This window comes from Martelella sp. AD-3, assembly GCF_001578105.1.
Lineage (GTDB): Bacteria > Pseudomonadota > Alphaproteobacteria > Rhizobiales > Rhizobiaceae > Martelella.
Genome location: NZ_CP014275.1, coordinates 1,765,995 through 1,792,156, shown reverse-complemented (window position 1 = coordinate 1,792,156; position 26,162 = coordinate 1,765,995). Strand labels below are relative to the sequence as shown.

The following is a 26,162-nucleotide window of genomic DNA, read 5'->3' as shown; positions in this document are numbered from 1 at the left end:
CGACGCGCCTCGCTCTGGGCGGACGCCTTCCGGTCGCATGAAAGCGCCGGCGCTCGTTGTCTCGTCCGCGTGTCCCGAAAAGGGTCGGAACGGTTCCCTTCAGGCTATTTTCCCGTTTCTCCCGTTCCCCTTTCGGGGAATTTCTTCATCGTATTCTCGATGCCGCGCAGCGTGTTCGTCGCGTCTGCCCAGAGATTGGGCCCGCTCTGGATCGCGACCGCGCCGATCACATTATCCTGCCTCACCCAGATCTGCGCCGGCTCGAAATTGAGCGCCGGCGCCTCGGGCTCGCTGCTTGCGCGCGTCACATAGAGCCCGAAGGCTTCGGCAATCGCCGCGACATCCAGAGAATGGGCGAGCGGCAGGCGAATGATCTGCATCTCCTCCTTCAGCCGCTCCGTCTCGGCCCGTCCGTCGGCCGATGCGGCGATCAGGCGAATGCCGCGAATGGCGAAATCGCCGATCCGGTCGTCAAGCTCCTTCAGCGCGTTGCGCGTCCACTTGCAGTGGCGGCCGCGATGGAAGGCGATGAACGTGCCACCTTCCGGCGCGTCCACCGCAAGATCAAACAGGCCGTGCGAGACGGTCTCGCACCGCAATGAGGGAGCCTCGATACCCGGAACAAGCCGCGCGACCATGGCCGGGCCTCACGCGGAAAGCTTCATCTCCGCAAGCCGCGCCTCGATCTCGGGAACGGTGCGGAAAATGTGGTCGGCGGTCAGTTTCTCGGCGCGTGCCGCGTCGCGGGCGATCACCGCCTCGAAGATCGCCTGGTGTTCGCCGCGCACGTCCCGCGGTATGCACCGTTTCTGCGCGAAAGAGATCTGCAGATAGCGGACCGAATGGCTGTAAAGCATGGACCGGCAGTTCAGGAGCCAGACATTGGTGCAGGCCGCCGTCATCGCGTCATGAAAGGCGCGGTTGCGCTTTTCCCAGTCACCGACCAGTTCATCCTCACGCCCCACGGCTTCGGTCTCGAGCTTTGCCAGGCGGTGATGGGCGGCGACGAAGGCGCTTTCCCAGTCGTCATCACCCGTCTCGATCGAATGGCGCACCGCGCGGGCCTCAAGCAGCGCGCGCATCTCGACGATCGACTTGAAATCCTCGATCGAGATCGTCGCGGCGCGAAAGCCGCGCTGACCCTCGGTGGTCACCAGGTTCTCGGCCAGCAGCCGCGACAGCGCTTCTCGAACGGTCGACGAGCCGACGCCGAAGGTCGCGCGCAGATCCTCCACCCGCATCCGGCTTTCCGGCGGGATCTCACCGCACAGGATCGCCCGGCGCAGCGCCTCATAGACGAGCTCGATCGTCGTCCGGCTGCCCGATGTGGCGCTGATTTCCTCGACCTTCTTCAGATGCGTCACGACCTCTCCAATCCATGCGGCATGCTTGTCTTCCTCAATGATTAACATATCGACGATCAAAAACAACGATAAAATTATAAAATATCGTTTTTAATCCTCATTTTTAAAAAATATCGTTTTTATGTTTGACAAACGAGATTGCCGGGCGCAGTCTCCGATCATCGGTTTCGACTGCGGGAGGAGAGATGACCGAGAGCAACGCCACGAAGGAACACGCGATCCGTATCGCCGGCCGCACGAGGGTCTTTTCCTGCCGGGACGGCGAGCCGGTTCTGTTGTCCATCGAACGGGCGACATCGTCGCATGAGCGTCCGCCCGTCAGGATCGGCTGCCGCCGCGGCGGCTGCGGCGCCTGCCGGGTTCGGGTCATCTCCGGAAGCTACGAAACCCTGAAAATGAGCCGTTATCACGTCTCCGAGCAGGAGCAGGAGGAAGGCTATGCGCTTGCCTGCCGGCTCATCGCCAGGAGCGATCTCGTGATCGAACCCGCCTATCGTCCGCCACGCGTGCCGGGCGAGACGCGAAGCGAGAGACAACGGGAAGAAGTCTGAGAACAGGTTAGGAGGAACGCCAAATGTCTCAGGAAGGTCTGCTGCGCCCGGGCATCGCCCAGTTGCGCGTTCTCGACATGGACGAGTCGATCACCCACTATGTGGACCGGCTCGGCCTCGAACTCGTCAGCAAGGAAGCCGACGGCCGCGTCTACCTGAAGGGGTACGACGAATTCCATCGCCATTCGGTGGTGCTGCGCGAGGCCGATCGCGCCGGCATCGACTATTTCGCCTTCAAGGCCGACAGCCAGGACAGCGTCGACAATTTCCGCCGCCGCATCGAGGAATGGGGCCTGGCCGTGGACGACGTGCCTGCCGGCGAGCAGCCCGGCGTCGGTCCGCGCATCGGCTTCACCATCCCTTCCGGCCACCGAATCGAGCTCTTTGCCGACATGGAGCTCTCCGACAACGGCCCGGATACCCGCAACCCCTACACCTGGAAGACCGAGCCGCGCGGCATGCGCGCCCAGCGCATGGACCATTGCCTGCTCTACGGTCCGAATATCGACCAGGTGGAGGAGTTCTTCACCAAGGTGCTCGACTTCCACCTGCCCGAGCGCGTCGACCTGCCCGACGGCACGCTGGCGATCTGGATGACGGTGTCGAACAAGGCGCATGACATTGCCTTCGTCAAACATGACGAGCCCGGCAAGCTGCATCACCTGGCCTTCTTCCTCGAAGACTGGAACGCGATCGGCAACGCCGCCGACATCATGACGCGTTATGACATGAGCCGCGACCTCGGCCCGACCCGGCACGGCATTACCCGCGGCCAGACGATCTATTTCTTCGATCCGTCCGGCAACCGCAACGAGGTCTTCTCCGGCGGCTACACCGCCTACAAGGACCATCCGACCCGCATCTGGGATCACAACAATGTCGGTCGCGGCATCTTCTACTACGAGCGCCAGCTCAATGAAGCCTTCCTGTCGGTCGTAACCTGATGGACGTCACCCGCACCTCGCTGCGGCTGACCGCCGCCGCCGCCCACAAGGCCGTGGGCGCGGCGGTGGAAAAGGCCATCGAACTCGGCGTCGCGGTCAATGCCTGCGTCGTCGATGCCGGCGGCAATCCCCTCGCCTTCCTAAGGGGTGACGGCGCCTTCCTGCCATCGGGCAATATCGCCCGCGACAAGGCCTATACGGCGGCGGGATTCAATGCGGCGACGGGCGCCTTCTACGAAGCGCTTGCGGGGGAGCCGGCGGTTCTCGCCGGCATCACCGGCCAGCCGGGCGTCGCCGCCTTTCCCGGCGGCCTGCCGATCCGGGCGGACGGCGAACTCATCGGCGGCATCGGCGTTTCCGGCGCCTCGGCCGATGAGGACGAGATTTGCGCCCGGGCCGGGCTTCAGGCAATCGGCCTCTGGGAGCAATAGAAAACACTAAAGGCTTGAAAAGCATAAAGGATCACGATCGTGCTCAAGATCAATCTGCGCGAGGCAATGCACTTCATCGACGGCGAATATACCGCGGGCAGCTCCGGCAAGACCTTCGACAACGTCTCGCCGGTGACCGGGCGCAAGATCGGAATCGTGCATGAGGGATTGAGACCGGAAGTGGATGCCGCCGTTTCCGCCGCCCGCGCCGCGCTTTCCGGCCCCTGGGGCTATCTGCCGCTCGCGGAGCGCGCCGCCCTGCTCCACGCTGTCGCCGACGGCATCGCCAAGCGTTTCGATGATTTTCTCGAGGCCGAAATCCTCGACACCGGCAAGCCGAAAAGCCTTGCCGCCCATGTCGACATTCCGCGCGGCGCGGCCAATTTCAAGGTCTTCGCCGATCTGGTGAAGAACGTTCCGACGGAAAGCTTCATGCTGGATACGCCGGACGGCGCCGGCGCGCTGAACTACGGCGTGCGCAAACCGAAGGGCGTCGTCGCCGTGATCTCGCCGTGGAACCTGCCGCTGCTGCTGATGACGTGGAAGGTCGGCCCGGCGCTGGCGAGCGGCAACACCGTCGTGGTCAAGCCGTCGGAGGAAACCCCGCTGACGGCAACCCTGCTGGGCGAGGTGATGAACGAGGCCGGCATCCCGAAGGGCGTCTTCAATGTCGTCCACGGCTTCGGACCGGATTCGGCCGGCGCCTATCTCACCGAACATCCGGGCGTCGACGCCATCACCTTTACCGGCGAGACCCGCACGGGAGAGGTCATCATGCGCTCGGCCGCCAAGGGCCTGCGCCAGGTCTCGATGGAATGCGGCGGCAAGAACGCCGGCATCGTCTTTGCCGATTGCGACATGGACAAGGCGATCGAGGGGACAATGCGCTCGGTCTTCGCCAATTGCGGCCAGGTCTGTCTCGGAACCGAGCGCCTCTATGTCGAGCGGCCGATCTTCGATGCGTTCGTCGCGCGGCTGAAACAGGAGGCCGAAGGCCTGAAGCTCGGCGCGCCGGAAGAGGCCGGCACCAGTCTCGGCCCGCTGATCTCGCAGGAACATCGCGAGAAAGTACTCTCCTATTTCGATCTCGCGAAGAAGGACGGCGCGACCGTCGTCACCGGCGGCGGCGTGCCCGACATGAACGAGGACCTTGCCGGCGGCGCATGGATCGAGCCGACCATCTTCACCGGCCTGCCGGAAAGCGCCCGCGCCGTTCGCGAGGAGATCTTCGGTCCGGTCTGCCATATCGCGCCTTTCGATACGGAGGAGGAAGCGATCCGCCTTGCCAACGATACCGAATACGGGCTCGCCAGTGCCGTATGGACGGAGAATCTGACGCGCGCCCATCGCGTCGCGCGCCGGATCGAGGCCGGCATCGTCTGGGTCAATTCCTGGTTCCTGCGCGATCTGAGGACCGCCTTCGGCGGCTCCAAACAGTCGGGCATCGGCCGCGAGGGCGGCGTTCACGGCCTCGAATTCTACTCGGAGCTGACGAATGTCTGCATCAAACTCTAGGACAACATCATGAGCAGCGAAGAAAATATTCAACAGGCCGCCGATCGTCTCTGGCAGGCCTGGGAGACGGGCCAGCCCGCCGCACCAATCCGCGACCTTCTCGATGAGGGCGACATTGCGGCGGCCTATGCCGTGCAGGAGATCAACACCAGGCGCTGGCTGGGCGGCGAGGAGCGCCAGCTCTCCGGCCGCAAGATCGGCCTGACCTCGAAGGCAGTGCAGAAGCAGCTCGGCGTCGGCCAACCCGATTACGGCATGCTGTTTGCCGACATGGAGGTGATGGACGGCGAGGAAATCGCCTTCGCGCGCGTCATGCAGCCGAAGGTCGAGGCCGAGATCGCCTATGTGATCGCGGCGCCTCTGACCGGCGGCTTCATCACCATGGTCGATCTGATGGCCTCCATCGGCTACGTCGTGCCGGCGATCGAGGTCGTCGGCTCGCGCGTTGCCAATTGGGACATCCGCATCACCGACACGATTGCCGACAACGCCTCGTCGGGCCTTTACGTGCTCGGCCAGAGCCCGAAGCGCGTCGGCGATTTCGACCAGCGCATGTGCGGCATGGTGATGTTCAGGAACAACCAGCCGGTCTCCGTCGGCGCGGGCGCCGCCTGCATGGGCTCGCCGCTCAACGCCGCACTGTGGCTGGCGCGCACCATGGCGAAGGCCGGCCGCGCGCTCGGACCCGGCGACGTCATTCTCTCCGGCGCGCTGGGCCCGATGCAGCCTGCCGCTCCCGGCGATGTGTTCGAGGCCCGCATCAACGGGCTCGGCACCGTTCGCGCCGCATTTTCGAAGGATTGAGACGATGGAAAAGATCAAATGCGCCATCATCGGCTCCGGCAATATCGGAACCGACCTGATGATCAAGGTTATGCGCAAGTCGAAGACGCTGGAAATGGCCGCCATGGTCGGTATCGACCCGAATTCCGACGGGCTGGCGCGCGCCGCGCGCCTCGGCGTCGCGACCACGCATGAGGGCATTGACGGGCTGACGAAGCTCGACTGCTACGGCGACATCCGCATCGTCTTCGACGCAACCTCCGCCGGCGCCCACAAGCGTCATAACGCGGTCCTGCAGCGCGACGGCAAGCAGGTGGTCGATCTGACCCCGGCGGCGATCGGCCCCTACACGATCCCGGTCGTCAATCTCGACGCCAATCTCGCCGAACCGAATGTCAACATGGTCACCTGCGGCGGCCAGGCGACGATCCCGATCGTTGCCGCCGTCAACCGGGTCAGCCCCGTGCGCTACGGCGAGATCGTCGCCTCGATCTCCTCGCGCTCGGCCGGTCCCGGAACGCGCGCCAATATCGACGAGTTCACAGAGACGACGGCAGCGGCGATCGAGAAGGTCGGGGGCGCTGAACGCGGCAAGGCGATCATCATCCTCAATCCGGCAGATCCGCCGATCATGATGCGCGATACCGTCTACTGCCTCTGCGACGAGGCCGACCAGGAGGCGATCCGCAAATCGATCCACGACATGGTGGAAGAGGTGCGCGCCTATGTGCCCGGCTACCGGCTGAAGCAGGCTGTCCAGTTCGAGCATATCGGCTCCAACGCACCGCTGCATATTCCGGAAATGGGCGGCGAGTTCACCGGCCTCAAGGTCACGGTGTTCCTCGAAGTGGAGGGCGCCGCCCACTACCTACCCGCCTATGCCGGCAATCTCGACATCATGACCTCGGCGGCGCTGAAGACCGCCGAACGCCTCGCCGAAAAACGCAACTGGATCGCAAAGGCCGCCTGAGATGACCAAGCTCTACATACAGGACGTCACGCTGCGCGACGGCATGCACGCCGTGCGCCACCAGTATGATCTCGGCCATGTCCGCGCCATTGCCGAGGCGCTCGACGAGGCCGGCGTCGATGCCATCGAGGTCGCCCATGGCGACGGGCTGACGGGTTCGACCTTCAATTATGGTTTCGGCAAATGCACCGATGAAGCCTGGATCTCCGAGGCCGCCAAGGTGGTGAAGAAGGCGAAGCTCACGACGCTGCTTCTGCCCGGCATCGGCACGATCCACGACCTGAAGCGCGCCCGCGACATGGGCGTCGCCTCCGTGCGCGTCGCCACCCACTGCACCGAGGCCGACGTCTCCGCCCAGCACATCGCGGCCGCGAAGGAAATGGGCATGGACGTCTCCGGCTTTTTGATGATGAGCCACATGAACACGCCGGAAAAGCTCGCCGAACAGGCGAAGCTGATGGAAAGCTATGGCGCGGACTGCGTCTATGTCACCGATTCCGGCGGCAGGCTCACCATGAAGGACGTCGCCGCCCGTTTCGAGGCCTACAACGCCGTTCTGAAGCCCGAAACCCAGCGCGGCGCGCATATGCACGAGAACCTGTCGCTGTCGGTCGCCAATTCGGTCGTAGCCGTCGAGCATGGCTCGACCCGCGTCGACGCCTCGCTTGCCGGCATGGGCGCCGGCGCCGGCAACACGCCGATCGAGGCCTTCATCGCCGTTGCCAATCTCTATGGCTTCGAGCACGGCTGCGATCTCTTCAAGCTGCAGGATGCGGCCGAGGAACTGGTGCGACCGCTGCAGGACCGGCCGGTGCGGGTCGACCGTGAAACCATGACACTTGGCTATGGCGGCGTCTATTCATCCTTCCTGCGCCACGCGGAGCGGGCGGCTGAAGCCTACGGGCTTGATACGCGCGACATTCTCGTCGAGGTCGGCCGGCGCGGCATGGTCGGCGGCCAGGAGGACATGATCGTCGATGTCGCCCTCGACATGATCAAGGAAAAGGAGCTGGCGATATGACCGATATCAGCGCAATTGCGGAGATTGTCGACCGGGCAGCGATGACGGCGACGGAAATCCCGCAGTTTTCCGATAAGGCGGCGCTTTCGATGGACGAGGCCTATGCCGCCCAGGCGCTGTCGCTGCAGCGGCGCTATGCGCGCGGCGAGAAGCGCGTCGGCATCAAGATGGGACTGACCTCACGTGCGAAGATGGTCCAGGTCGGCGTCTCCGACGTGATCTGGGGGCGCCTCACCGACGCGATGCGCGAGGAAGAAGGCGGAACCGTATCGCTTTCGCAATATGTCCATCCGCGCGTGGAGCCGGAGATCGCCTTTTTGATGAAGAAGCCGCTTTCGGGAAAGGTCTCGGCGCTTGAGGCAATGGAGGCAGTCGCCGCGGTCGCGCCGGCGCTGGAGATCATCGACAGCCGCTACAAGGCCTTCAAGTTCGATATCGGCGATGTGATCGCCGACAATTCGTCCTCCTCCGGTTTCGTCATCGGCCAGTGGTCGGACGCTTCAACCGATATCGCCAATCTCGGCATGGTTCTCTCGATCAACGGCGAACCGCGCGAGATCGGTTCGTCGGCCGCGATCCTCGGCCACCCGGTCCGCTCGCTCGTCGCCGCCGCGCGCATGGTGGCGGCTGCCGGCGAGGAGCTGAAGGCGGGCGACATCGTGCTTGCCGGCGGCGCGACGGCCGCCATTCCGATGGCTGCCGGACAGGCCGTGACGCTTGAGGTCGAGCGGCTCGGCACCGTCGCCTTCAACGTGGGAGAGTGACATGCCTTTCGTCGACGTAACCATGATCGAGGGCCGCAGCAATGCGGTCAAGGAAAAGCTGATCGAAAAGCTGACCGAAGCGGTTGTCGAGACCACCGGCGTGCCGATCGAGAGCGTGCGCGTGGTCCTGCGCGAGGTGCCGGGCCATCACTGGGGCATCGCCGGCAAGCCGAAATTCCCCGCGCCCGATGCCGGGTCATGACCGGGGGGTTCGTCGAGCCCGGTGAGGAAGGCCCGGTAACGGTTCAGGTCTCGCGCCGGGTGCGCCCCGGCCGCGAGGCCGACTACGAGGCCTGGCTGCACGGCATCGTCGAGGCGGCCAGGGGCTTCCCCGGCCATATGGGCGTCAATATCCTGAAGCCCTCCGGCAAGACCGGCGGGCGCTATGTGCTGATCTACCGCTTCGACAGCTTCGCCCATTGCGAGGCCTGGGAAAACTCCTCGGCCCGCGCGGACTACGTCGCCCTTCTGGGCGATCTCGTCGAGGGCGAGACAGAGCGCCGTCGCGTCAGCGGGCTTGAAGCCTGGTTCGAACTGCCGGAACTGCCGGTAACAAGGCCTGCGCCGCGCTGGAAGATGTCGGTCGTCCTGATCGCCGTCGTATTCGTGCTGGTCTACCCCCTGCAACTGATCGTGCCGCCGCTCGTTCCCGACTGGCCGCATTGGGCCAAGACTCTGACGATCGCCGTCATTCAGGTGCTGGCGATGACCTATGTCGTCATGCCCCGCGTGACCAAGGCGCTGAAATCCTGGCTGTTTGCCGGCTGAAAGCGGTTGCCGGCCGCCTTCAGCGCGACGCCGGGGCTGGCCTGCGGCTGCGGCGGGCGCGCAGGAGAGACGAGGTGTAAATCGCCAGCGCCGCCCAGATCAGGGCAAAGGCGAGGAGCTTGACCGGTTGCAGCGGCTCGCGGAAGACCAGAACCGCGATCAGGAAGATCATGCTCGGCGCGATATACTGCATGATGCCGATGGTCGAGAGCTTCAGAAGCTTTGCGGCATTGGCGTAGATCATCAGCGGAATGGCGGTCGCCGCGCCGCAGCCGATCAAAAGCAGCGCATCGGGGAGCGAGCCGAGGAAATGGCCGTTGCCGGTTGCTTCCAGCCAGATGATATAGCCTGCTGCCGGGAGGCTCATGATCAGCGCCTCGAGCGTGAACCCCGGATTGCCGCCGATGGGCACGATCTTGTGCAGGAAGGCATACATGCCGAAGGAGAACGGCAGAAGCAGCGCGACAACCGGTATGCTGCCGATCTCGACCGCCATGATGACCACGGCCATCACGGCGAGCGCAATCGCCATGAGCTGCGTCCTCGAAAGCTGCTCGCGCAGGATCACCGCAGCCAGGGCAATGGAGAAGAGCGGATTGATGAAATAGCCGAGCGCCGCATCCACCGTGTGCGCATTCGATACGGCCCAGATATAGGTGCCCCAGTTGATGCAGATGAAGACGCTGCAGAGCGCGACGACGGCGAGGGTCTTCGGCTGGCGGCAGGCCGCAGCGATCTCGCCGCCCTGCCCCGCATAGCCGACGACGACGCCGGCGAAGGGCACCGACCAGATGATGCGGTGCGCAAGCACCTCCAGGGGCGGCAGGTGCGCCACCAGCTTGAGATAGAGCGGCAGGAACCCCCACATCATGAAGACGACGAGCGCCAGAACGAAGCCCTTGGGCGTATCGCCGTCGGCGACCGTCTTTACCGGCGCGGTCACGATCGTATCAGTCTCATTGGCCGCCATGGCGCATTCCCATCGGTTGATCAAATGCAGATATCGACGATTGGCGCCGCGCGCCACCCGTTTCTGGTGAAGCACCCATCAACAATGATGATGGAAATCGCCGGGTCGCGCCTCACTCCGCCGCGACCCGGCCGGCAAGGGCGCGGTTCTTCATCAGCTTGAAGGTGATGGAATCCATCAGCGCCTGGAAGGACGCATCAATGATGTTTTCCGAAACGCCGACCGTCCACCAGCGCACGCCGTCATCATCGATGCTTTCGATCAGCACGCGTGTGATCGCCTCCGTGCCGCCGTTGAGGATACGCACCTTGTAGTCGGCAAGCTTGAGGTCGGCGATCTCGGACTGGAACTTGCCGAGATCCTTGCGGAAGGCCCTGTCGAGCGCGTTGACCGGGCCATCGCCTTCGGAAACCGACATCATCTGCCGCCCGTCGATCTCCAGCTTGACCACCGCCTCTGACACGGTCTTGACGCGGCCGTGGCTGTCATAGCGGCGTTCGACCATGACGCGAAAACTTTCGACGTGGAAGAAATGCGGCACGCTGCCGAGTTCGCGCAGCGCCAGAAGCTCAAAGCTCGCATCCGCGCCCTCATAGGCATAGCCCATGGATTCGCGCTCCTTGACGATCGCGATCAGCCTGTCGAGACGCGGATCGTTCCTGGCGACCGTGATGCCGCGGCGCTTCAGTTCATTGATGAAGTTCGACTTGCCGCCCTGGTCGGAGACCATCACCCTGCGGGTGTTGCCGACCCTTTCCGGATCCACATGTTCATAGGTGCGCGGGTCCTTCAAAAGCGCCGAGGCATGGATGCCGGCCTTGGTGGCAAAGGCGGAGGCGCCGACATAGGGAAGCTGCGGGTCCGGCGCGCGGTTCAACAGTTCGTCGAAACCGTGGGAAAGCGCGGTCAGCTCGGCAAGCTGCTCGTCATCGAGGCCGAGTACGTAGCGTTCGGCATAGCGCTCCTTCAGGGAAAGCGTTGCCGCCAGCGTAATGATATTGGCATTGCCGCAGCGCTCGCCGATGCCGTTCAGCGTGCCCTGGACCTGGCGCACACCCGCGCGCACGGCGACAAGCGAATTGGCGACCGCCTGACCCGTATCGTTATGGGCGTGAATACCGAGCGACGTCCCAGGAATGCCGCTCGCGATGACGTCCGCGATGATCTCCGCGATCTCGTCCGGTTGCGTGCCGCCATTGGTGTCGCACAGCACGACCCAGCGCGCGCCGGCGTCATAGGCGGCCCTGGCGCAGGCGAGCGCATAGGGCCGGTTTGCCTTGTAGCCATCGAAGAAGTGCTCGCAATCGACCATCGCCTCCTTGCCCGATGCCGCGACGGCGGCCACGCTCTCGGCAATGCAGGCAAGGTTTTCGTCATTGGTGATGCCGAGCGCCACGTCCACGTGATAGTCCCAGCTTTTCGCCACCAGACAGACCGCCTCGCTGTTGGAGGCGATCAGCGCGGCAAGCCCCGGATCGTTCGAGGCCGACACGCCGGCGCGCTTGGTCATGCCGAAGGCCGTCATCTTCGCGGATCTCGTGCGCGTCGCGGCGAAAAAGGCCGTGTCCGTCGGGTTCGCGCCCGGATAGCCGCCCTCGACATAATCGATGCCGGCCTGATCCAGCATGTCGGCAATGGCGATCTTGTCCTCCACCGAAAAGTCGATGCCCGGCGTCTGCTGGCCGTCGCGCAATGTGGTGTCGAACAGATAGATGCGCTCGCGCTTTTCCATGTCGTGGGTCTCCATCCCATTTGATCGGCCGTTTTCGGCCTTGTTATCCGGCGTCCGTGTCATCCTCGGGCGGCCATTTTTCGGTGTTGTGGTCGGGGTGCTGGTGATTGCTGGCGAAAATCGCGTCATTGCCGCCCGGCAGATCGGAACGATCGGTCGACTTCTCCCGAAGGCCGGACAGCGCATGGAAGAACGGCACCCGGCCCTCGACGCCATCCTGCGAGACCGGCGGAAAGGCCGACGGGTCATCCAGACTGCCGAGCGTGACCGCGATATGATTATCCCCCACAGTCTCGAAGAACAGCGGCGTGCCGCAGGCCGCGCAGAAGCCGCGCCGGACCTGATCGGAGGAATGAAACCAGCCCGGCACGCCGCGCGTGATACTGAAGCGCTGATGATCCGTCCCGGCAAGCGGCATGAAATAATTGCCCGATGCCTTCTGGCACATCTGGCAATGGCAGATATGCGGATAGGACAGCGCGCCTTCGACACGGTAGCGCACCGCCCCGCACTGACAGCCGCCGGAGAAGCTGGGTTCCGTCATGACTCATGCTCCCCGATGGTTCTCAGAATATGGGTGCAAACGGCGTCGATATCGCGCAGCACATCGTCGTTCCAGAAGCGGACCACGGTCCAGCCGAGCGCGGCGAGGCGCGTCGTGCGTCCTGCGTCTTCAGCGAGCCTTTCGCCATGCTGCGAGCCATCGACCTCGATGATCAGTTTGTGAGTGGGGCAGGCGAAATCGGCAATGTAGCGATCGATCGGCATCTGACGCCGAAACTGCAGCCCCTCCAACCGCCCCGCGCGCAGCTCGTTCCAGAGCTTCAGTTCTGCTTCGGTCATGCCCTTTCGCATGCGCCTTGAATTGGAGCGCAAACGTTTCGACACCTTGTGATGCGGCACGGTATACCCCCCTCTGTCGCTTCGCGACATCTCCCCCTCAAGGGGGGAGATTGATGGAGGTGCAGGCAAATGCCAAGAAGAACCTGCGCGCCCTGCAACAGGTCGCACCGCTCGCCCTGGCGAGAAAAATGCGCCAGTTGGCCTCACCGGCTCGCCACGGACAAACAATCTCTCCCCTTGAGGGAGAGATGCCCCGACAGGGGCAGAGAAGGGTGAACCCTTTCCGCGCCTCCGGCGTTTGCGGCTTCTGCCCCATACCCCCCTCTGTCGCGTTCGCGACATCTCCCCCTCAAGGGGGGAGATTGAAGGGAGCGGAACTGCATGCACCGTGCTCACCGCTTGACCTCCCAGGTCGTCTCGCGTTCGCCGGTTTCCTTGTTTTTCGAATCCTTCAACTGGATGCCCTGCGCGGCCAGTTCGTCGCGGATACGGTCAGCCTCGGCCCAGTTTTTTTCGCGGATGAAGGCGAGGCGTTCCTCGAGCTTAAGGTTAACGTCCAAATAGGCCCAAATCTTGTTGAAAGTCTCGATTTCATCGAGGCTTTCGCAACGATCTCGCGAATAATACCGAAACCGATATTCGCCGGCTTTGGCAGAAAGCTCAAAAATGTATTCGAGATCTTCTGACGTTTGCTGAAGTCGAAGAAAGTTGAGGCAAGCACCTACCCCCAACCTCTCCCCTTCAGTTTTCGCTCGGTCGTATATACTATCAATGACAGCGAGTGCTGATACGCTATCAAGATCATTCTTGAGAGCCGAGATAAATTCTTTCGGTGGTGCGGGGTAGCTTTGTTTCGGCAGAATAACGGAGATACTCCGCCATTTGCGAAGTCTAGACTCCGCCTCCTCCAGCCGCTTCACCGAAAAATCGATCGGCTCGCGATAGTGCGTCATCAGCATCGCCAGCCGCAGCACCTCGCCCGGCCATTTGCGGCCACCGAAATTCTCCGTCTCGAGCAGCTCCCGGATCGTGAAAAAATTGCCCTCGGACTTCGACATCTTCCGGCCTTCCACCTGAACGAAGCCGTTATGCATCCAGACATTGGCCATGACGTGGTTGCCGTGGGCCGAGCAGGATTGCGCGATCTCGTTTTCGTGGTGGGGGAAGATCAGGTCGAGGCCGCCGCCGTGAATGTCGAAGGTCTCGCCGAGATGTTTCTCCGACATCACCGAGCATTCGATATGCCAGCCCGGACGGCCGTTGATGGTCTCGGTTTTTCCTTCGAAGGTGAAGCGCCCGTCCCATCCGGGCTCGTCGGCGGCGCTTTCCTTCCACAGCACGAAATCCGCAGGGCTTTTCTTGTGGCTTTCCACCGCGATGCGGGCGCCGGCCTGCTGGTCCTCCAGATTACGCCGCGACAGACGGCCATAGTCCGGCATGGAGGGCACGTCGAACAGCACTTCCCTGCCCTCGGCACCCTGCGCGACATAGGCGTTACCCTTGTCGAGAAGCGTCTGGATCATCGCCACCATGCCGTCGATATGGTCGGTCGCGCGCGGTTCCACCGTCGGCTCCAGCACGCCGAGCGCCGCGATATCCTTGTGGAACTGGTCGGCGGTCTTTTCGGTTACCTTGCGGATCGCCTCGTTCAGCGGCAGGTCCGGATAGTCGCGCTTTGCCCGCGTGTTGATCTTGTCGTCGACGTCGGTGATGTTGCGGACATAGGTGACGTGGTCCTCGCCATAGAGATGGCGCAGCAGACGAAACAACACATCGAAGACGATCACGGGCCGCGCATTGCCGATATGGGCAAAGTCGTAGACCGTCGGCCCGCACACATACATGCGCACATTGTCGGCATCGATCGGCCGGAACTCGGCCTTCTCGCGCGTCAGCGTGTTGTAGAGCTTCAGGGCGTCGCCCATGTCCAGTCTCCCGAAATCAGTCTTGATGCACGCACAGGCCGGCGGCCCGGCCGGGTCGTCTGTCAGAGATTGGGTTTCAGGACAAGAACGGCCGGCCAGCGGGACGCTAGCGAATAATCGTGCAGGTAATGCAAAGGGCCGTGTTCATGGCAGACCTTATGCCCCGCGCACGCCGGGCCGTCAAGAGCCGGCGCCCGATTCGGCGGACATCCGGGGCGAAGGCGACTTATCTAATAAACAAGTAATTTATTTTATAGTAATAATAATAGAAAACTAGATACATAAAATAAAACTAATGTAAAATATGAATATAATTATTGTCAATTATGATTTAATTAACCATTATGGTATTGATTTATACTTGAATTCATCACGAGGACGAAAACAATGAACAGATCTCTCAGTCTTATTGCACTGATGATGGCCTCGGCCATGCCGGCGTTCGGGGCAGATGTCGTCGCGCCGCCACCGTTTGAGCCTCCCGCCCCTCCGCCGCCCGCGGCCTTCGACTGGACCGGCGTCTATGTCGGCGCCCTGGCCGGGTATCACTGGACGGACGCAGACCCGCACACCTTTCGCGTCGTTCAGGACCATATCAGGATCGACAACTGGCTGGGCGGCGGCTTTGTCGGCGCCAACTACCAGTTCGAGAACAATCTCGTCGTCGGCATCGAAGGCGAATTCGACTATCTCGCCGGCTCGGGCAACGAGAACCTCCAGGTGGTGATTTCCAACAAGGTCGAGACGGCCGAGGGAAAGCTGGATCTCGGCTGGTCGGGCTCGCTGCGCGGTCGTTTCGGCTATGCCTATGAAAACACGATGCTGTTCGGCACAGCAGGCGGCGAGTTGGCAAGCGGGCGCGGCACGGGCAGTTTCAACGGACAATCGATCGACACCGGCACCCGCACGGTCAAGGCGTGGACGGTCGGCGCCGGCATAGAACACGCCTTCACCGATAACTTCTTCGCCCGCGCCGAATATCGCTATTCCTATTATCCGAAAATCAGCCACGACTTCAGCTGGGACAAGGACTTCAGCATCGAGGCGAGCCGGAACAAATTTCAGGTCGGCCTTGGCTATAAGTTCTGAGCAACCGCGGCGGCCGGATTTCGCTATCGGCACTGCCCCGGAAAAAGCACGCGAACAGCTTTTCAGAGCTCGAGAAATGTTGCTCTCGGCGCGATCGCATCGTATCCAGGAAAGGATGTATCCGTTGCCATCTGCCAGGGGGAAGCCGCGTGAATTGGAAAGCCTCGACTCTGATCGGTCTTGTCGCAATCGTATCGGCGGGCTGCGTCAGTGAAAGCAGCCCCTTCTCCCGCGCAAATCCCGCCTTCGAAAAATACTACAACGGTCCGACGGCGAAGAGCAAAGCACTCGAGAAGTCTTTCTCCGGCCACACGCGGATGACCTATGAGCCGGTCCACGGGACTCAGGTGGAGTATTTTTCGCCCGACGGACGGACATACCTCTGGTACCCGGGCAACACGGTCGTGCTTCCGGGACTTTGGGAAGTGCGAAGCTATACCATGCCCAATCTGGACCTCACCAACATCAACAGGCCTGTGGTCCGCGTCGAGGAGGTCATACCGCTCTGTTTCCAGTACGGAAAGAAAACCTACAATCCCGCCACGCGCAAGCATGGGGACTACTGGAGCTGCTCAATAGCAAGCCCTCGTCCGATAACCAGGGGTGAACTCCGGCAAGGCGATATCTTCCGGCTCTCGGAGCGTGTGAAGCCGCCATTCATCCTGCCAAAAGACAAGACCACCTTCACTGCATTGTTGAAGCAGTGCGGCGACTGCTAGTCGCCGATAACCACCGTCATGTTGTCCAGTCCGACGGACTGGGCCAGGCTGAAGAGCAGCGCCGCGTTGTCCGGATGAAGCCGCACGCAGCCATGCGAGGCGCGTGAGCCGAGACGCGACAGCTGATCGGTCCCGTGAACCGCGTAACCGTGATAGAAGAAGATGGCATACGGCATCGGCGCATTGTTGTATTTGCGCGACCGGTGGTTCTTCGACAGCCATTCCGCGCCATAGACGCCCGCGGGCGTCGCATAGCTTCCCGCGCCCGTCGACACCGGCCAAACATAGCGCTCATAGCCGCCGACAATCACCTTCATCGTCTGCGTGCTGAGGCTGACGGCAGCGACAACCTTGCCAGGCTCGAAAATGTCATCGCCGGACTTGCGGGCCGCGTTGGCCGCGGACGTTGTCGCGAGCAAAACGAACAGACCGACAAGAAAAGAACGCATGACATCCCCCGGTTACACATAGCCCCTTGAATTCAAGTTATGCGCACCGGGGAATTCATTCAACGCGTTACTGCCAACAAGGTAAACAATTCAGTCTTGTTGAGCACGTTACTGGCATCAGGGCGCAAGCGTGGCCGCCACCAGATCGACGACCTTCTTCGCCTCGATCGTCATGGCGACCTGCTGTTCCGGCTTGCCGTCCCACGCGCTCGGCGGGAAGAACGGGCCGGCCGGCTTCTGCAGCGTCAGGCCGTCGGCGATGCCGCCACAGACGACGCGCACGGTTCCGGCCCTAAGGCCGAAGAGCTCCGGCGCGACGACATAGACGCAGGCACAGCTGTCATGCACGACCATGCCGTCGTCCACCTGCTGGCTGTAGAAGTCGATATAGGGATCGGAAATCTTCGCAAGCAGCTCGACCGCCGGACCGCCGCGCAGCGCCAGTTCCTTCATCACCGTGCGGGTCATCACGGTCTGGATCGTGACGTCGAGCCCGATGATCACCACCTTCCAGGGCGCGGTGAAGACCGCGTCGGCGGCTTCCGGATCGCCGTGAATATTGGCCTCGGCCGCCGGCGTCACATTGCCGTTGCGCTCAAACGCGCCGCCCATGACGACCACCTGCTTGACGAGGCCGGCGATCTCCGGATCACGGGCGAGCGCCAGCGCCAGATTGGTCATGCGCCCGACGGCGACGATTTCCACCTCGCCCGGATTTTCCCTGACGGTATCGATGATGAACTGATAGGCCGGGCGCGGATCGAGCGGCACATCTTCGACCGTCTCGGGCATTTCGATGTCGCCGAGGCCGTTCACGCCGTGCACGACCACCGGCCAGGGCGCCATCGGGCGGGCCGGATCATAGGTCTCGTCCGCGCCGCGCGCGACCGGCGCGGAAATGCCGAATTCCCGCTTCAGGAACTGCGCATTGCGGGTTGTGGTGTCGGCAGATGCATTGCCGAAAACCGACGTGATGCCGAGAAGCGCGATATCGGGGTGACGCTCGAGGAACAGCAATGCCATGGCATCGTCAATGCCCGGGTCCGTGTCGAAAATAACCTTGTGCATGAAAACGAATCCTGCTTCTTGAAAGATCATAAACCGGCTGAAGCGCCGCCCGTGAAACGACCTACACGATCCGGGCGAAAAAGGAAACGATGACCGCCCACGGCCATGCCCGCGCCCGCCCTCACGGAGCACGACCGAATTGTTCGAAGCCAGCCTCCACCTGCTGCTCATCCTGTTCGCCGCAGCCTTCATCGCCGGCTTCGTCGATTCCATCGCCGGCGGCGCGGGCCTGATCACCATTCCAGTCATGCTGATCGCCGGCATCCCGCCGCTGCAAACCCTCGGCACCAACAAGCTGCAGGGCATTTTCGGCGCTGCCTCGGCGACGATCTCCTATGCCCGCGGCGGCAGGGTGGATCCGAGAACGCAATGGCCGATGGCGCTTCTCGCCTTCGGCGGCGGCGCGCTCGGCGCGGCGCTGGCAACCGTGATCTCCGGCGATATCCTGCTGGCGGTTCTGCCCTTCCTGCTCGCCGGCATCGGGCTTTACTTCGCGCTGCGCAGCGGGCTCGACGATACCGACCGCCATCAGCGCCTCGCAGTGCCCGTCTTCGCCGGCCTCGTGGTTCCGGCGATCGGCTTTTATGACGGGCTGTTCGGGCCGGGCACCGGGTCCTTCTTCATGATCGCCTTCGTCACGCTCGGCGGGCTCGGCATGCTGAAGGCGACGGCGCGCACGAAGATGCTCAATCTCTCGTCCAATCTCGGCGCCTTCGCCGTGTTCCTCGCCGGCGGGGCGATCCTGTGGAAGATCGGGCTGGTCATGGGGGTCGGCCAGTTTCTCGGCGCCCAGACCGGCTCACGACTGGCGATGAAGCGCGGCGCGAAGATCATCCGGCCGCTTCTGGCGGTCTCGAGCCTCGCCATGGCCGCCAAGGTGTTTCTCGATGACCAGAACCCGGTCTATCAGTGGCTCATGATGTAGGCTTCATCGTCATCGGCAGGCCCGCCGCCATGAAGATCACCGTTTCGGCCGCGGCCGCGACCTTCTGGTTCAGGAGCCCGGCCTCATCGCGGAACCTCCTGGCGAGCGCATTGTCGGGCACGATGCCGAGGCCGACCTCGTTTGCGACGAGGAAGAGCGGATAGGGACATTCGGCGACGAAACCGGCCAGCGCGCTGCCGGCCGCGCCGATATCCATGTCGCGGAGAATGAGATTGGTGGCCCACAGCGTCAGGCAATCAACCAGAACCACTGGGCGTTCGGCACGAACAAGACCTTCGAGGCAGGCGACCAGATCAAGCGGCGCCTCATGGGTCTGCCACCCGTCGCCGCGCGCCGCCTTGTGGTGGGCGATGCGTGCCTGCATTTCCGCATCAAGCGCCTCGGCCGTTGCGACATAATGGAGATTGCCGTCAAAGGCCCGCGCCAGTTTTTCGCCCTGGGACGATTTGCCCGATCGCGCGCCGCCGATAATGAGGCAGGTTTTCCGACCCATCGCTTGCATCCGCAAAGCCCCGCCCTCACTGCCGATTGAAAGGAAGATGCGCCGGAAAACGGTTGGGACATGAAAGCGGACGATTCGTAGAACAAAGAGGCGTCCGCGCTGTTGATCATGTCCGGCGCACATCGCCGAAGACCATCTCCGAGCGAGCACCAACCATTAACCGACGCATTATTGATATAGCGTCGCAACGCCCGCTTCACAAGGCGGTGACCGAACGGCCTCAAAGAGCCGCGGCAACCTTGTCGGCCACATCCTCGGCGAGCCAGGCCTTCCAGACCTCGGGATAGGTTTCGAGGAAATAACGGGCGCCGGCCTCGTTTCCGGCATCGTTGGCGCTCATGAAGGCCAGCACCTCGCTGACGGTCCCGTTGCCCCAGGAACGGTTGTTGAAATAGTCCATCAGGTCTTCGTGCTCAGTCACGAAAGCGCCGGAGACCAGGGTGTAGACGGCTGATACGGGATAGGCGTTGAGCTTCGGACCGGCACAATCGGCAACGATCGTGCACCGGTCCCACTCCTGCTTGCTGAATTCGACGCCGAAGCTGAGCTTCACCATGTCGTATTCGCCAAGCAGCGCCGTCGGCGCCCAGTAGTAGCCAAGCCAGCCCTGCTGCGCCTCGAAGGCACGTGCGACGGAGGCATCGAGCGCCGCGCCAGATGGGGCGTCGACCAGATCAAATCCCTTCTCCGCCCCATCAAGCGCACGGAAAAGGTTGGCGGTCGAAACCCGGCACGCCCACCCCGCGGGGCAGTTGAACACGGCGGGCTTGTCGCCGCCCTCGGCCGCGATGAACAGCTCCGGATGGCTGAGCGCCTGCTGAACGGTCGTGATTTCCGGATGCGCGTCGACGATGAATTTCGGGACCCACCACCCCTGTACGCCGCCTTCGTTCAAGAGCGGCGCTCCAAAGGCAACGCGCTTCTCGGCGACAGCATGGTCAAGCGCCGGCGTCGCGCTCTCGAACCAGAATTCGGGAATGATCTCCGGCTCACCGGTGACGATGATGCTGGCCACGGCGCTGTCGGTATCGCCGGGCACCATGTTCACTGTGCAGTCAAATCCCTTTTCGAGGATCAGCCGGTCCACCCAGGCGGCAAGCCCCGCCGACGGCCAGTCGAGCTCGGCGATCGAAACCTCGCCGCAGCCTTGCTCAGCGCGCGCGCCGTCGGCAAAGAGCGGGAACGCGCCCAACAGAACTGTAGCGGTGGCGATATGCGCTTTCATGATCTGCCCCCCGAGATTGTTGCGCGACCCGACAGGACGGTTCGCCGGCAGAAATCAATCCGGATTCGATTTTCGTCAAGAGTAGTGTCCGAAGGCTCAAATGACAAACACGGGCTTCGGCTTTTTTTGTGGCAGAGGGCGGAAAAGAATGCGTCTGCGCTAACCAAGCAGTAAGGTTCTGGCGCTAGAAACAGACGGCGGACGGTTGCGCGGCGACAAAGCCCCGACCTTTTGAAGTTCCTGCGTGATCGGGGTGCCGTTAAAGGTACTGCGTATGCAGCCGCCGCGCGTTTTCTCCCGCCTCTCCTGCGGCATCAGGAAACGATCGTCAGCCTTTCGGCCGCGCGGGTGATGGCGGTGTAGAGCCAGCGCTCTCGCGTATCCCGGAAGGCCCAGCTTTCATCGAACAGCACGACATTGTTCCACTGCGAGCCCTGCGCCTTGTGGACCGTCAGCGCATAGCCATAGTCGAAGTCGTCATAACGTTTCTTCGTGGACCAGGGGATTTCCGTCTGGCTGTCCTCAAAGGCCGCCTTCAGGAGCTTGATCCTTGCTGCGCCGCGATCGGGATCGTCCTCTTCCGGGTTTACCAGAAGATTGATGCCCGGCTTCACCGTTTCCTTCGAAGCCGACATCACCTTCCACAGAGAGCCGTTGAGCAGCCCCTTGGCCGGGTCATTGCGCAGGCAGACCAGCTTGTCGCCGGCCTGCGGATAGACCTGCGAAAACCCCTTGAGCTCGCGCAGGCGCTGATTGTAGCGCCGACGCGTGCGGTTGGTGCCGACGAGAACCTGATCGGCATCAAGCACCAGATCCTGGGTGACGTCGCGCTTGGTGATCACCTTTGCCTGGCCGTAATCGCCGAGCGGAATTTCATCACCCTCGCGCACCCGCATCGCCAGATCGATGATCGGGTTGTCGCGCGCCTGGCGGTGGATCTCGGTCAAGAGATAATCGGGCTCGTGATTGGTGAAATAGCCGCCGCCGGAGACGGGCGGCAACTGCCCGGGATCGCCGAGCACCAGAACCGGCGTGCCGAAGCTGACGAGGTCCTGGCCGAGCTTTTCGTCGACCATCGAACATTCGTCGATGATGATCAGCGCGGCCTTGGCGAGCGGGCTCTGCCGGTTGATCGAGAACATTGGCGCGACCGACGTCTTTCCGGTCTCCTCGTCCTCGATCATCTCCTCGCCCTTGGGCCGGTAGATCAGCGAATGGATGGTGCGGGCATTGCTGGCCCCGCGCGAACGCAGTACCTGTGCGGCCTTGCCGGTGAAGGCGGCAAACAGCACCTCGCCATCGACATGTTCGGCAAAATGGCGCGCGAGCGTGGTCTTTCCGGTGCCGGCAAAGCCGAACAGCCGGAACACCGGCGACCGGCCTTCCTTCAGCCAGCGCGAGACAGCCTTGAGCGCTTCGTCCTGTTGCGGTGAAAACTCCATGGCCGTGACTTGGCAGGATTCGCCGCGGCGGGGCAACAAAAAAACTTGCGCCCGTCTGGAATAAAACAGGGTGCCCGCGTGTCTATCGGTTGAATGCGTCATCAGAACCCCGACGCAACGCAACCAAACGGATCGAAAGACATGATCAGGAAAGCATCCATCCTCGCCGCCGCCACGCTCATTGCCGTGGCCGGCGCCGCCTTTGCCGGCACCAACACCTTCCGCACCATGGACACCTATGACGGTCAGGTTCTGGCCGCGCAGAACGGCCACACGCTCTACACCTATGACGGGGACGCACGGGACGTATCCGCCTGCTACGGTAGCTGCGCGACCGAGTGGCCTCCATATATCGCCAACCCTACCGCGCAACCCTTCGCGAAGTTCTCGTTTGTGGTGCGCAAGGACGGGCAGAAACAATGGGCCCTCAATGGCGAACCTCTTTATCTCCGGGCGAATGACAAGAAGCCCGGCGACGTTACCGGCGCCAGCGTCAGCAATCTCTGGCAGGTCGCGCGCCCGGCGTGATCGCGAACCGGCGCGGCGGCGCTGGCTCGCCGCGCCCGACAACGCGTTCGAAGCGGAATTGCGGCTTTGCCTTCCCCGACTCGCACGCATGGCGCGGAGCCTGGCCGGCTCCGGCGAAGACGGCGCGGACCTGCTGCAGGACACGATCGAACGCGCACTCTCCCACAGGGCGCAATGGCGTGGCGACAATCTCGCCGGATGGCTCTATGCGATCATGGTGCATGTCAACGCCAACCACTTCCGGCACCGCAACACGCTCTGCTTTCTGGAACTTGATATCGCCGCGGAACTGCCGGACGACAAAGCCTACGAGCGCCTGGAAATCGACCGCCTGACGCTCGCGGATGCACTCGATGCCCTGCCGCCGGCCGCCCGCGACCTCGTGGTTCTCAGCGATGTGGAAGGCCTCACCTATGAGGAGATCGCAGCACGGCTCGAGATTCCGGCCGGCACGGTCATGTCGCGCCTGTCGCGCGCCCGGCGGCGCCTTGCCGAATGCCTGACAGACGGCAGATCACCGCAGCATCGGCCAAAGGCTCGCCACCAGCACGAGCGCCATGACGATGTTGAACCATTTGAGCCGGTTGCCGAAAGAAAGCCAGTGCCTGAGCCCCGAACCGAATCCGGCCCAGAGCGAAATGCTGGGGATCGTGATCAGGCCAAACACGACCGCCACAATCGCGACGGAGCGACCGTAATGAGCGGGATCGGTAAAGACGGACATGGCGGTCAGCCCCATGATCCAGGCCTTCGGATTGACCCACTGGAAACCGACGGCCTGAAAGAAGGTAAGCGGCCTGCCGCTCGACGCCTCGCCGGACGCCATCTTCCGCGTCGTGCCGATCTTCCAGGCGATCCAGAGAAGATAGAGAGCGCCGGCGATCTTCGCGAAAACAAGGATGGGCGGAAAGGCGGTGATGACCGCCCCCAGACCCGCGCCGACGCCGGCCATCAGAATGGCGAAACCACAAACGACGCCGGATATGTGCGGCAGCGTGCGCAAAAATCCGAAATTCACCGTCGAGGCGAAGACCATCATATTGTTCGGGCCGGGCGTGATCGAGGCGGCAAACGCGAAGCCGAGCAATGCCAGAAGCGTCTCATGCGTCATCGCCCTGCCCCTCTTGTCTCAAACCCGTGCCGGAACGGCAGCCCCTGATCCGGCAGGACGGGGCGAGCATTTCCTCGCCCCTTCTTTCCTCACATCCCCTGAGGGCCGCGATTCATCGAGGCGGGTCCGGTGCGGCAGATCTCGACAAGGCCGAGCGGCCGCATGATCGAGATGAACTGGTCGACCTTGGAGACCTTGCCCGTCAGTTCGAACAGGAAATGCTCGACCGAGGCATCCACCACCTTGGCATCAAACGCATCGGCCAGCCGCAGCGCCTCCTGGCGCTGGTCGCCATTGCCGACCACCTTGATCAGCGCCACCTCGCGCTCGACCGGCGGGGCAATCCCGAGTTCGCGGGCGCGCACGGAAAGATCGACCACCTTGTGCACCGGCACCTGGCGGTCGAGCTGGGCCTTGATCTGCTCCAGCACATCGGGCGTGCCCTTGGTGACGATGGTGATGCGGGACAGATGCGCCTCGTGCTCGGTCTCGGACACGGTGAGGCTCTCGATATTATAGCCGCGGCCCGAGAACAGGCCGATGACGCGAGCGAGGACGCCCGGTTCGTTGGCCACGACCACGGAGAGCGTATGGCGCTCCGGCGGCGCCGTCGGGCTCGAGATGAAATAGGCTGAACCGGTCGGCTGTAGTTTCGCGTTCATTGTTCTATTCCTTTTTCAAGCTCAGACGAGCTGACGTCCCTTGGCATCGATGGCGGTTGCGACGGCCTCGTCATTGGCCTCGTCCGGCAGCAGCATATCGTTGTGCGCCCTGCCCGACGGGATCATCGGGAAGCAATTGGCGAGATTGGCGACACGGCAATCGAAGATCACCGGTTTGGGACTGTCGATCATCCGCTGGATCGCATCATCGAGCTCATCGGGATTGTCGCAGTAAATGCCTTCCGCGCCATAGGCTTCCGCCAGCTTGACGAAATCGGGCATCGCCTCGGTATAGGAATGCGACAGGCGGTTGCCGTGCAAGAGCTGCTGCCACTGGCGGACCATGCCCATATACTGGTTGTTCATGATGAAGATCTTGATCGGCGCATTGTGCTGGATCGCCGCCGACATCTCCTGGATGCACATCTGGATCGAGGCGTCGCCCGCGACATCGATGACGAGCGCTTCCGGATGCGCGATCTGGACGCCGAGAGCGGCCGGCAGGCCGTAGCCCATCGTGCCGAGACCGCCGGAGGTCATCCAGCGCTTCGGCTCCTCGAAATCGAAGAACTGCGCCGCCCACATCTGGTGCTGGCCAACCTCGGTGGTGATGTAGAAGTCCCTGCCCTTGACCGCCGCGTTCAGGCGCTCCAGCGCATATTGCGGCATGATCACGTCCTTGTTGGGCGTGTAGGCGAAACAGTCGCGCGCGCGCCAGCGGTCGATATTGCCCCACCAGTCATCGAGCGACGGTTTCTCGGCCGGCAGCGCGCGCCAGGCGCGGACCATTTCTTCCAGAACATGGGCGACATCGCCGAGGATCGGGACGTCGACATGGATGGTCTTGTTGATCGAGGACGGATCGATGTCGATGTGGATCTTGGTCGAGTTCGGCGAGAAGGCATCGACGCGCCCGGTAATCCGGTCATCGAAACGCGCGCCGATACAGACCATGACGTCGCAGTCATGCATGGCCATATTGGCCTCGTAGGACCCGTGCATGCCGAGCATGCCGAGCCAGTTCTTGCCCGAGGCCGGATAGCAGCCGAGCCCCATCAGCGTCGAGGTGATCGGAAAATCGGTGAGGCTGACCAGTTCGCGCAGCAACCGCGTGGCGTCATCGCCGGAATTGACGACGCCGCCGCCGGTGTAGAGGATCGGACGTTTCGCCTTCGCCATCAGTTCGACCGCCGTGCGGATCGCATCGGCATTGCCGTTGACCTCCGGACGATAGCTCTCGCGGATCGGATGGCCTTCGAGCGGCGTGTAGCGCCCCTTGGCGAACTGGACGTCCTTCGGGACATCGACGACGACGGGGCCGGGACGACCGCTCTGGGCAATGCGGAAGGCCTCATGGATGACATTGGCGAGGTCGTTCACGTCCTTGACCAGCCAGTTATATTTGGTGCAGGGCCGGGTAATGCCGACGGTGTCGCACTCTTGAAACGCATCCGAGCCGATCAGCGTCGTCGGAACCTGGCCGGAAATGCAGACCAGCGGAACGGAATCCATCAGCGCATCCTGCAGCGGCGTGACCGCATTGGTCGCGCCCGGACCGGAGGTGACCAGCATGACGCCGACCTTGCCGGTGGAGCGGGCATAGCCCTCAGCCGCGTGGCCCGCGCCCTGCTCGTGACGCACAAGCACATGGGCGATCTCGTCCTGCTGAAAGATTTCGTCATAGATCGGCAGCACGGCGCCGCCCGGGTATCCGAAGATATGTTCAACCCCGTTTTCTTTCAGCGCCTGCAAAACGATCTCGGCGCCTGTCATCAAATTGTCCGTCGCGGTCATCGTCATTTTCCGTTTCGATGGTCTCAAGGTGTTTGCGTTCCTACCG

General features: G+C 62.7%; 29 protein-coding genes and 1 pseudogene. 15 read left to right on the top strand and 15 right to left on the bottom strand.

Annotated elements, in window-relative coordinates:
* Positions 1 to 104: 104 nt before the first annotated feature.
* Together AZF01_RS08315 and AZF01_RS08310 are read right to left on the bottom strand one after the other, a co-directional pair.
* Positions 105 to 638, bottom strand: a complete 534-nt coding sequence (locus AZF01_RS08315; RefSeq protein ID WP_024709402.1) for a redoxin domain-containing protein — start codon at positions 636 to 638, stop codon at positions 105 to 107.
* Between the two features lie 9 nt (positions 639 to 647).
* The gene (locus AZF01_RS08310) at positions 648 to 1,364 is read right to left on the bottom strand and encodes a GntR family transcriptional regulator (RefSeq protein ID WP_161633052.1); all 717 of its coding nucleotides are present in this window, start codon (positions 1,362 to 1,364) and stop codon (positions 648 to 650) included.
* 185 nt (positions 1,365 to 1,549) lie between these two features.
* Here AZF01_RS08310 and AZF01_RS08305 point away from each other — a divergent pair, with 185 nt between their 5' ends.
* The 10 genes from AZF01_RS08305 (at position 1,550) to AZF01_RS08260 (ending at position 9,111) form a co-directional block, all read left to right on the top strand.
* The gene (locus AZF01_RS08305) at positions 1,550 to 1,915 is read left to right on the top strand and encodes a 2Fe-2S iron-sulfur cluster binding domain-containing protein (RefSeq protein WP_024709400.1); all 366 of its coding nucleotides are present in this window, start codon (positions 1,550 to 1,552) and stop codon (positions 1,913 to 1,915) included.
* A gap of 23 nt (positions 1,916 to 1,938) precedes the next feature.
* A complete protein-coding gene (locus AZF01_RS08300; protein WP_024709399.1) occupies positions 1,939 to 2,859 on the top strand; it encodes a catechol 2,3-dioxygenase in 921 nt (306 codons plus the stop codon).
* Complete coding sequence (locus AZF01_RS08295; RefSeq protein WP_024709398.1) at positions 2,859 to 3,290, top strand: heme-binding protein; 432 nt, start codon at positions 2,859 to 2,861, stop codon at positions 3,288 to 3,290. The genes AZF01_RS08300 and AZF01_RS08295 overlap by 1 nt, the downstream gene beginning before the upstream one ends.
* Positions 3,291 to 3,356: 66 nt before the next feature.
* Positions 3,357 to 4,805, top strand: a complete 1,449-nt coding sequence (locus AZF01_RS08290) for a 2-hydroxymuconic semialdehyde dehydrogenase (RefSeq protein ID WP_197489657.1) — start codon at positions 3,357 to 3,359, stop codon at positions 4,803 to 4,805.
* Between the two features lie 9 nt (positions 4,806 to 4,814).
* Complete coding sequence (locus tag AZF01_RS08285) at positions 4,815 to 5,609, top strand: 2-keto-4-pentenoate hydratase (RefSeq protein WP_024709396.1); 795 nt, start codon at positions 4,815 to 4,817, stop codon at positions 5,607 to 5,609.
* A gap of 4 nt (positions 5,610 to 5,613) precedes the next feature.
* A complete protein-coding gene (locus AZF01_RS08280; protein ID WP_024709395.1) occupies positions 5,614 to 6,558 on the top strand; it encodes an acetaldehyde dehydrogenase (acetylating) in 945 nt (314 codons plus the stop codon).
* 1 nt (position 6,559) lies between these two features.
* Entirely contained in the window at positions 6,560 to 7,579 is a 1,020-nt protein-coding gene (gene dmpG, locus AZF01_RS08275) for a 4-hydroxy-2-oxovalerate aldolase (protein WP_024709394.1), read from the top strand.
* Positions 7,576 to 8,343 carry a 2-keto-4-pentenoate hydratase gene (locus AZF01_RS08270; RefSeq protein WP_024709393.1) on the top strand — a complete coding sequence of 256 codons (768 nt, stop codon included), beginning with the start codon at positions 7,576 to 7,578 and terminating at the stop codon, positions 8,341 to 8,343. Before dmpG ends, AZF01_RS08270 begins: the two co-directional genes overlap by 4 nt.
* Position 8,344: 1 nt before the next feature.
* Positions 8,345 to 8,545, top strand: a complete 201-nt coding sequence (locus AZF01_RS08265) for a 2-hydroxymuconate tautomerase (RefSeq protein WP_024709392.1) — start codon at positions 8,345 to 8,347, stop codon at positions 8,543 to 8,545.
* Positions 8,542 to 9,111, top strand: coding sequence for an antibiotic biosynthesis monooxygenase (locus AZF01_RS08260; RefSeq protein WP_024709391.1), 570 nt, complete (start codon positions 8,542 to 8,544; stop codon positions 9,109 to 9,111). Before AZF01_RS08265 ends, AZF01_RS08260 begins: the two co-directional genes overlap by 4 nt.
* Positions 9,112 to 9,130: 19 nt before the next feature.
* Here AZF01_RS08260 and rarD read toward each other — a convergent pair whose 3' ends face one another.
* The 5 genes from rarD to cysS all read right to left on the bottom strand — a co-directional run bounded on the left by rarD (position 9,131) and on the right by cysS (position 14,581).
* Positions 9,131 to 10,081: an EamA family transporter RarD gene (gene rarD / locus AZF01_RS08255; RefSeq protein ID WP_051424131.1), complete on the bottom strand. Its 951-nt coding sequence runs from the start codon at positions 10,079 to 10,081 to the stop codon at positions 9,131 to 9,133.
* Between the two features lie 112 nt (positions 10,082 to 10,193).
* Positions 10,194 to 11,813 carry a citramalate synthase gene (gene cimA / locus AZF01_RS08250; protein ID WP_024709389.1) on the bottom strand — a complete coding sequence of 540 codons (1,620 nt, stop codon included), beginning with the start codon at positions 11,811 to 11,813 and terminating at the stop codon, positions 10,194 to 10,196.
* A gap of 43 nt (positions 11,814 to 11,856) precedes the next feature.
* Positions 11,857 to 12,357, bottom strand: coding sequence for a GFA family protein (locus tag AZF01_RS08245; RefSeq protein ID WP_024709388.1), 501 nt, complete (start codon positions 12,355 to 12,357; stop codon positions 11,857 to 11,859).
* A complete protein-coding gene (locus AZF01_RS08240; RefSeq protein ID WP_081725851.1) occupies positions 12,354 to 12,716 on the bottom strand; it encodes an endonuclease domain-containing protein in 363 nt (120 codons plus the stop codon). The genes AZF01_RS08245 and AZF01_RS08240 overlap by 4 nt, the downstream gene beginning before the upstream one ends.
* A 332-nt stretch (positions 12,717 to 13,048) precedes the next feature.
* Positions 13,049 to 14,581 carry a cysteine--tRNA ligase gene (gene cysS / locus AZF01_RS08235; protein ID WP_024709386.1) on the bottom strand — a complete coding sequence of 511 codons (1,533 nt, stop codon included), beginning with the start codon at positions 14,579 to 14,581 and terminating at the stop codon, positions 13,049 to 13,051.
* A gap of 387 nt (positions 14,582 to 14,968) precedes the next feature.
* Here cysS and AZF01_RS08230 point away from each other — a divergent pair, with 387 nt between their 5' ends.
* Together AZF01_RS08230 and AZF01_RS08225 are read left to right on the top strand one after the other, a co-directional pair.
* Positions 14,969 to 15,670: an outer membrane protein gene (locus AZF01_RS08230; protein ID WP_081725850.1), complete on the top strand. Its 702-nt coding sequence runs from the start codon at positions 14,969 to 14,971 to the stop codon at positions 15,668 to 15,670.
* 149 nt (positions 15,671 to 15,819) lie between these two features.
* Complete coding sequence (locus AZF01_RS08225; RefSeq protein WP_024709384.1) at positions 15,820 to 16,389, top strand: hypothetical protein; 570 nt, start codon at positions 15,820 to 15,822, stop codon at positions 16,387 to 16,389.
* Here AZF01_RS08225 and AZF01_RS08220 read toward each other — a convergent pair.
* Together AZF01_RS08220 and AZF01_RS08215 are read right to left on the bottom strand one after the other, a co-directional pair.
* Positions 16,386 to 16,838, bottom strand: a complete 453-nt coding sequence (locus AZF01_RS08220) for a L,D-transpeptidase (protein WP_081725849.1) — start codon at positions 16,836 to 16,838, stop codon at positions 16,386 to 16,388. The two genes, AZF01_RS08225 and AZF01_RS08220, sit on opposite strands and share 4 nt — an antisense overlap.
* Positions 16,839 to 16,955: 117 nt before the next feature.
* Entirely contained in the window at positions 16,956 to 17,906 is a 951-nt protein-coding gene (locus tag AZF01_RS08215; RefSeq protein WP_024709382.1) for a nucleoside hydrolase, read from the bottom strand.
* 139 nt (positions 17,907 to 18,045) lie between these two features.
* Between AZF01_RS08215 and AZF01_RS08210 the strand changes: the two genes are divergently transcribed.
* Positions 18,046 to 18,831, top strand: a complete 786-nt coding sequence (locus tag AZF01_RS08210; protein WP_024709381.1) for a TSUP family transporter — start codon at positions 18,046 to 18,048, stop codon at positions 18,829 to 18,831.
* Here the strand turns inward: AZF01_RS08210 and cobU are convergent.
* The 3 genes from cobU to AZF01_RS08195 all read right to left on the bottom strand — a co-directional run bounded on the left by cobU (position 18,821) and on the right by AZF01_RS08195 (position 22,021).
* Positions 18,821 to 19,354 (bottom strand): bifunctional adenosylcobinamide kinase/adenosylcobinamide-phosphate guanylyltransferase, encoded by a 534-nt coding sequence (cobU, locus tag AZF01_RS08205; RefSeq protein ID WP_024709380.1) that lies wholly within the window; start codon positions 19,352 to 19,354, stop codon positions 18,821 to 18,823. The two genes, AZF01_RS08210 and cobU, sit on opposite strands and share 11 nt — an antisense overlap.
* A 220-nt stretch (positions 19,355 to 19,574) precedes the next feature.
* Positions 19,575 to 20,579 (bottom strand): glycine betaine ABC transporter substrate-binding protein, encoded by a 1,005-nt coding sequence (locus AZF01_RS08200; RefSeq protein WP_024709379.1) that lies wholly within the window; start codon positions 20,577 to 20,579, stop codon positions 19,575 to 19,577.
* Between the two features lie 314 nt (positions 20,580 to 20,893).
* On the bottom strand, positions 20,894 to 22,021 hold the full coding sequence (locus AZF01_RS08195) for an ATP-dependent RecD-like DNA helicase (protein ID WP_024709378.1): 1,128 nt from the start codon (positions 22,019 to 22,021) through the stop codon (positions 20,894 to 20,896).
* Positions 22,022 to 22,162: 141 nt separating this feature from the next.
* On the opposite strand from AZF01_RS08195, the gene AZF01_RS08190 reads away from it, so the two are divergent.
* The gene (locus AZF01_RS08190) at positions 22,163 to 22,549 is read left to right on the top strand and encodes a hypothetical protein (protein ID WP_051424132.1); all 387 of its coding nucleotides are present in this window, start codon (positions 22,163 to 22,165) and stop codon (positions 22,547 to 22,549) included.
* Positions 22,452 to 23,039, top strand: a pseudogene (locus tag AZF01_RS24715) (RNA polymerase sigma factor); the annotation flags it as partial. The gene AZF01_RS08190 and the pseudogene AZF01_RS24715, both read left to right, overlap by 98 nt.
* 24 nt (positions 23,040 to 23,063) lie before the next feature.
* On the opposite strand, the gene AZF01_RS08185 reads toward AZF01_RS24715, so the two are convergent.
* The 3 genes from AZF01_RS08185 to AZF01_RS08175 form a co-directional block, all read right to left on the bottom strand.
* Positions 23,064 to 23,660, bottom strand: a complete 597-nt coding sequence (locus tag AZF01_RS08185) for a LysE family translocator (protein WP_024709376.1) — start codon at positions 23,658 to 23,660, stop codon at positions 23,064 to 23,066.
* A gap of 89 nt (positions 23,661 to 23,749) precedes the next feature.
* Entirely contained in the window at positions 23,750 to 24,322 is a 573-nt protein-coding gene (gene ilvN, locus AZF01_RS08180; protein ID WP_024709375.1) for an acetolactate synthase small subunit, read from the bottom strand.
* Between the two features lie 21 nt (positions 24,323 to 24,343).
* Positions 24,344 to 26,116 carry an acetolactate synthase 3 large subunit gene (locus AZF01_RS08175; protein ID WP_036237925.1) on the bottom strand — a complete coding sequence of 591 codons (1,773 nt, stop codon included), beginning with the start codon at positions 26,114 to 26,116 and terminating at the stop codon, positions 24,344 to 24,346.
* Positions 26,117 to 26,162: the final 46 nt, after the last annotated feature.

Excerpts from the sequence above, each read along its gene's own strand:
- AZF01_RS08300 (WP_024709399.1), top strand. The coding sequence starts at position 1,939 with ATGTCTCAGGAAGGTCTGCTGCGCCCGGGCATCGCCCAGTTGCGCGTT.
- rarD (WP_051424131.1), bottom strand. The coding sequence starts at position 10,081 with ATGGCGGCCAATGAGACTGATACGATCGTGACCGCGCCGGTAAAGACG.
- AZF01_RS08290 (WP_197489657.1), top strand. The coding sequence starts at position 3,357 with ATGCACTTCATCGACGGCGAATATACCGCGGGCAGCTCCGGCAAGACC.
- AZF01_RS08200 (WP_024709379.1), bottom strand. The coding sequence starts at position 20,579 with ATGAAAGCGCATATCGCCACCGCTACAGTTCTGTTGGGCGCGTTCCCG.
- AZF01_RS08190 (WP_051424132.1), top strand. The coding sequence starts at position 22,163 with ATGATCAGGAAAGCATCCATCCTCGCCGCCGCCACGCTCATTGCCGTG.
- AZF01_RS08215 (WP_024709382.1), bottom strand. The coding sequence starts at position 17,906 with ATGCACAAGGTTATTTTCGACACGGACCCGGGCATTGACGATGCCATG.
- dmpG (WP_024709394.1), top strand. The coding sequence starts at position 6,560 with ATGACCAAGCTCTACATACAGGACGTCACGCTGCGCGACGGCATGCAC.
- cysS (WP_024709386.1), bottom strand. The coding sequence starts at position 14,581 with ATGGGCGACGCCCTGAAGCTCTACAACACGCTGACGCGCGAGAAGGCC.
- AZF01_RS08315 (WP_024709402.1), bottom strand. The coding sequence starts at position 638 with ATGGTCGCGCGGCTTGTTCCGGGTATCGAGGCTCCCTCATTGCGGTGC.
- AZF01_RS08280 (WP_024709395.1), top strand. The coding sequence starts at position 5,614 with ATGGAAAAGATCAAATGCGCCATCATCGGCTCCGGCAATATCGGAACC.
- cobU (WP_024709380.1), bottom strand. The coding sequence starts at position 19,354 with ATGCAAGCGATGGGTCGGAAAACCTGCCTCATTATCGGCGGCGCGCGA.
- AZF01_RS08265 (WP_024709392.1), top strand. The coding sequence starts at position 8,345 with ATGCCTTTCGTCGACGTAACCATGATCGAGGGCCGCAGCAATGCGGTC.
- AZF01_RS08185 (WP_024709376.1), bottom strand. The coding sequence starts at position 23,660 with ATGACGCATGAGACGCTTCTGGCATTGCTCGGCTTCGCGTTTGCCGCC.
- cimA (WP_024709389.1), bottom strand. The coding sequence starts at position 11,813 with ATGGAAAAGCGCGAGCGCATCTATCTGTTCGACACCACATTGCGCGAC.
- AZF01_RS08230 (WP_081725850.1), top strand. The coding sequence starts at position 14,969 with ATGAACAGATCTCTCAGTCTTATTGCACTGATGATGGCCTCGGCCATG.
- AZF01_RS08245 (WP_024709388.1), bottom strand. The coding sequence starts at position 12,357 with ATGACGGAACCCAGCTTCTCCGGCGGCTGTCAGTGCGGGGCGGTGCGC.
- ilvN (WP_024709375.1), bottom strand. The coding sequence starts at position 24,322 with ATGAACGCGAAACTACAGCCGACCGGTTCAGCCTATTTCATCTCGAGC.
- AZF01_RS08175 (WP_036237925.1), bottom strand. The coding sequence starts at position 26,116 with ATGACCGCGACGGACAATTTGATGACAGGCGCCGAGATCGTTTTGCAG.
- AZF01_RS08260 (WP_024709391.1), top strand. The coding sequence starts at position 8,542 with ATGACCGGGGGGTTCGTCGAGCCCGGTGAGGAAGGCCCGGTAACGGTT.
- AZF01_RS08220 (WP_081725849.1), bottom strand. The coding sequence starts at position 16,838 with ATGCGTTCTTTTCTTGTCGGTCTGTTCGTTTTGCTCGCGACAACGTCC.
- AZF01_RS08270 (WP_024709393.1), top strand. The coding sequence starts at position 7,576 with ATGACCGATATCAGCGCAATTGCGGAGATTGTCGACCGGGCAGCGATG.
- AZF01_RS08295 (WP_024709398.1), top strand. The coding sequence starts at position 2,859 with ATGGACGTCACCCGCACCTCGCTGCGGCTGACCGCCGCCGCCGCCCAC.
- AZF01_RS08285 (WP_024709396.1), top strand. The coding sequence starts at position 4,815 with ATGAGCAGCGAAGAAAATATTCAACAGGCCGCCGATCGTCTCTGGCAG.
- AZF01_RS08305 (WP_024709400.1), top strand. The coding sequence starts at position 1,550 with ATGACCGAGAGCAACGCCACGAAGGAACACGCGATCCGTATCGCCGGC.
- AZF01_RS08195 (WP_024709378.1), bottom strand. The coding sequence starts at position 22,021 with ATGGAGTTTTCACCGCAACAGGACGAAGCGCTCAAGGCTGTCTCGCGC.